Source organism: Salipiger sp. HF18 (genome assembly GCF_011806505.1).
In the GTDB taxonomy this organism is placed as follows: domain Bacteria; phylum Pseudomonadota; class Alphaproteobacteria; order Rhodobacterales; family Rhodobacteraceae; genus Salipiger; species Salipiger thiooxidans.
The window spans coordinates 1-3,429 of the sequence record NZ_JAATOS010000422.1 but is presented as its reverse complement, the minus strand read 5'-3'; the positions used below and the strand labels follow the sequence as shown (position 1 = coordinate 3,429).

Below are 3,429 nucleotides of genomic sequence, written 5' to 3'. Positions count from 1 at the left end.
GAGCATGTACGAGAAATCCTCGGCCGGCATGACCGGGGCGGTGTCGGCATCGACCTTGTCGGCCCCCACCACCTCGCGCGCCACCTCGGCGGCGAAACGCGCCTGTTCCGCGTGGTTCACCAGCGGCGGGTAGCCGCGTTTGTAGAGCACGGTGGCGGTGCAGCCGAAGACCGCGGCCTGGGTCTCGGCGATCTCGCGCATGCGGCGCTCGGCAAGGTCGCGGATCTCGGGGCGGAAGCTGCGCACCGTCCCGCCAAGCCACGCGGTGCCAGGGATGATGTTGTGCGCGGTGCCTGCGTGGACCTCGGTCACCGAAACCACCAGCCGGTCAAGCGCCGAGACATTGCGGCTGACGATGGTCTGCAGCGCGCCCACCATGGCCGCGGCGGCCGGGATCGGGTCCACGCTCGCGGCGGGCTCGGCGCCATGGCCCCCGACACCGGTGATCTCGATGCGGAACTCGTCCGCCGAGGCCATGAGCGCGCCGGGCGCGGTGAGGATATGGCCCTCGGGATCGCCGGGAGAGTTGTGGATGCCGTAGACCTCCTCGATGCCGAAGCGGTCCATCATGCCCTCATCGACCATGACCTTGCCACCGCCGCCGCCCTCTTCGGCGGGCTGGAAGATCAGCGCCACGCGGCCGGCGAAGTTTCGGGTCCCGGCGAGGTATTTCGCGGCACCCAGAAGCATGGTGGTATGCCCGTCGTGGCCGCAGGTATGCGCGACGCCGGGAACCGTCGAGGCATGCTCGGCGCCAGAAAGATCGTCCATCGGCAGCGCGTCCATGTCGGCACGCAACCCGATGGTGCGCCCCGGGCCACGACCTTCGATGATCGCTACGACGCCGGTGGTGGCGATGCCTTCGTGAATCTCCGAAACGCCGAAACCCTTCAGCTTATCAACGACGAAGGCCGCGGTCTTCACGCAGTCGAAGAGCAGCTCGGGGTTCCGGTGCAGGTGCCGGCGCCATTCCTTAAGCGTCTCGGCCTCGGCGGCGATCGAGTTGATGACGGGCATGGTTCTATCTCCCTTGCAGCGTGTGGTCCGACGCGCCCTGCAGCGCGCACGACGGCTCAGGCGTCGAGCGGGTGGCGCGTTTCGACGAGGCGGGCAAAGAAGCTCGCCCCGATCGGCGCGGCCTCGTCGTTGAAGTCGAATTTCGGATGGTGGCAGAACGGGCCCTCGCCCTGGCCGAGATAGAGGAACGAGCCGGGCCGCGCCTCGAGCATGTAGGAAAAGTCCTCGGCGCCCATCGAGGGCACGCTGTCGTCCACCACCTCGGGCACCACGTCGCGCGCCACCGAGACGGCGAAATCGGTCTGGGCCACGTGGTTGACGGTGGGCGGGTAGTTGCGCTGGTAGTCGAGCTCGGCGGTCACCCCGTAGCTCATCGCCTGCCCGGCGACGATCTCGCGGATGCGCTTCTCGGCCATGTCGCGGATGCAGGGATCGAAGCTGCGCACGGTCCCGGCAAGATAGGCGGTCTCGGGGATGACGTTGGTGGCCGAGCCGGACTGCACCACGGTCAGCGACACCACCAGCGACCCGAGCGGGTCGGTGTTGCGCGAGGGCACGGTCTGCAGCGCCTGCCCGATGGCCAGCACGCAGGGGATCGGGTCGATGCAGGTGTCGGGATGCGCCGCGTGACCGCCGCGCCCGGTGAGCCGCAGCTCGAAATCATCGACCGCCGCCATCAGCGGGCCGCGCGCCGTCGCGATGACGCCAAGCGGGCGCGAGGGATCGGTGTGCAGCGCATAGACCTCCTCGATCCCGAAGCGCTCCATGATGCCCTCTTCGACCATGATGCGACCGCCGCCGATGGTCTCTTCGGCGGGCTGGAAGATCAGCACCACCTTGCCCGAGAACTTGCGCGTCTCGGACAGGTACTTCGCCGCGCCCAGCAGCATCGCGGTGTGCCGCAGGCGTGCATCCGTCCGGGCACTTCGGAGGCGTAGTCGACCCCCGTTTCCTCGTCCATCGGCAGCGCGTCCATGTCGGCGCGCAGGCCGGTGACCGGGCCCGCGCCCTGCCCCTCGATCACCGCCACGACGCCGCTTTCCGCAATGCCTTCGTGAATCTCCGAAATCCCGAATTCCCGCAGTCTTTCGACCACGAACGCCGCCGTCTTGTGACACTCGAGGCTGAGCTCCGGGTTACGATGCAGGAACCGTCGCCAGGTTTTCATCTCTTCGGCGTAATCGGCGATGCGGTTGACGATGGGCATGGGTGGACTCCGGGGGTTTCCTGTCGCAGGACTGCACCCAATACCCATTTTCGAGGGAAGTCCATGAGCGACGATCTGATCCACGACCCGCAGGGCGGCATGCCGAGGCTGCTCGAGATCATGCGCCGGCTGCGCGATCCCGAGACCGGCTGTCCCTGGGACGTGGCGCAGGATTTCTCGACCATTGCGCCCTATACTATCGAGGAGGCCTACGAGGTCGCCGACGCCATCGAGCGCGAATCCTGGGGCGAGCTGAAGGGCGAGCTGGGCGACCTGCTGTTCCAGTCGGTGTTCCACGCGCAGATGGCGGCAGAACGCGGGCTCTTCACCTTCGACGAGGTGGCGGACACCATGTCCGACAAGATGGTGGCGCGGCATCCGCATGTCTTCGGCGATGAGTCGAACGAGAAATCGCCCGAACAGCAGACCGCCGACTGGGAGGCAATCAAGGCGCGGGAGCGCGCGGCGCGGGCCGAAAAGGGCGTGCTCGACGGCGTGGCGCAGGGGCTGCCCGCGCTGATGCGGGCGGTGAAGCTGCAGAAGCGCGCGGCCCGGGTCGGCTTCGACTGGCCCTCGACCGACGAGGTGATCGACAAGATCGTGGAAGAGGCGCAGGAGCTGCGCGAGGCCACCGACCCCGACCACGTGGAAGAGGAATTCGGCGACCTGCTCTTCGTGATGGCGAACCTCGCGCGGCATCTCGACATCGACCCCGAGGCCGCCCTGCGCGCGGCCAACGCCAAGTTCACGCGCCGCTTCGGAGAGGTCGAGGCAGCGCTCGCCGCCCAAGGCCGCAGCCCCGAGGACAGCACGCTGGCCGAGATGGACGCGCTCTGGGACGCGGCGAAAGCGCGCGAGAAGGCGGATAAATCCCGACAGTAACACTCTGGTATTGACCCCACCGTGTCGCTGAGGTCTAACCTCCGGGCTGAAGCAGTCCGCAAACGGGAGTCCCACGAAAGATGCGCCTTGCGACCACCGCCCTCGCCCTGATCGCCACCGCCGTTCCGGCACTGGCCGAAGAGGTGAATCTCTATTCCTATCGCCAGCCCGAGCTTCTCGCTCCGCTGACCGAAGCCTTCACCGCCGAGACCGGGATCGACGTCAACGTCGCCTATCTCGAACAGGGGATGGTCGAACGCCTGCAGGCCGAGGGCGACCGCTCGCCCGCCGACCTCGTGTTTACCGTCGACATCTCGCGGCTG

Annotated in this window: 2 protein-coding genes and 2 pseudogenes; 2 read left to right on the top strand and 2 right to left on the bottom strand. The window is 67.6% G+C overall.

The window, feature by feature from the left end:
• Both HC022_RS21700 and HC022_RS21695 read right to left on the bottom strand, forming a co-directional pair.
• The coding region (locus HC022_RS21700) for an amidohydrolase (RefSeq protein ID WP_167453796.1) at positions 1-1,017 on the bottom strand (1,017 nt) is incomplete at its 3' end.
• Between the two features lie 56 nt (positions 1,018-1,073).
• Positions 1,074-2,224, bottom strand: a pseudogene (locus HC022_RS21695) (M20 aminoacylase family protein).
• Positions 2,225-2,287: 63 nt separating this feature from the next.
• Here HC022_RS21695 and mazG point away from each other — a divergent pair.
• Both mazG and HC022_RS21685 read left to right on the top strand, forming a co-directional pair.
• Complete coding sequence (mazG, locus tag HC022_RS21690) at positions 2,288-3,106, top strand: nucleoside triphosphate pyrophosphohydrolase (RefSeq protein ID WP_089960575.1); 819 nt, start codon at positions 2,288-2,290, stop codon at positions 3,104-3,106.
• A gap of 80 nt (positions 3,107-3,186) precedes the next feature.
• Positions 3,187-3,429: pseudogene (locus HC022_RS21685) on the top strand (iron ABC transporter substrate-binding protein); the annotation flags it as partial.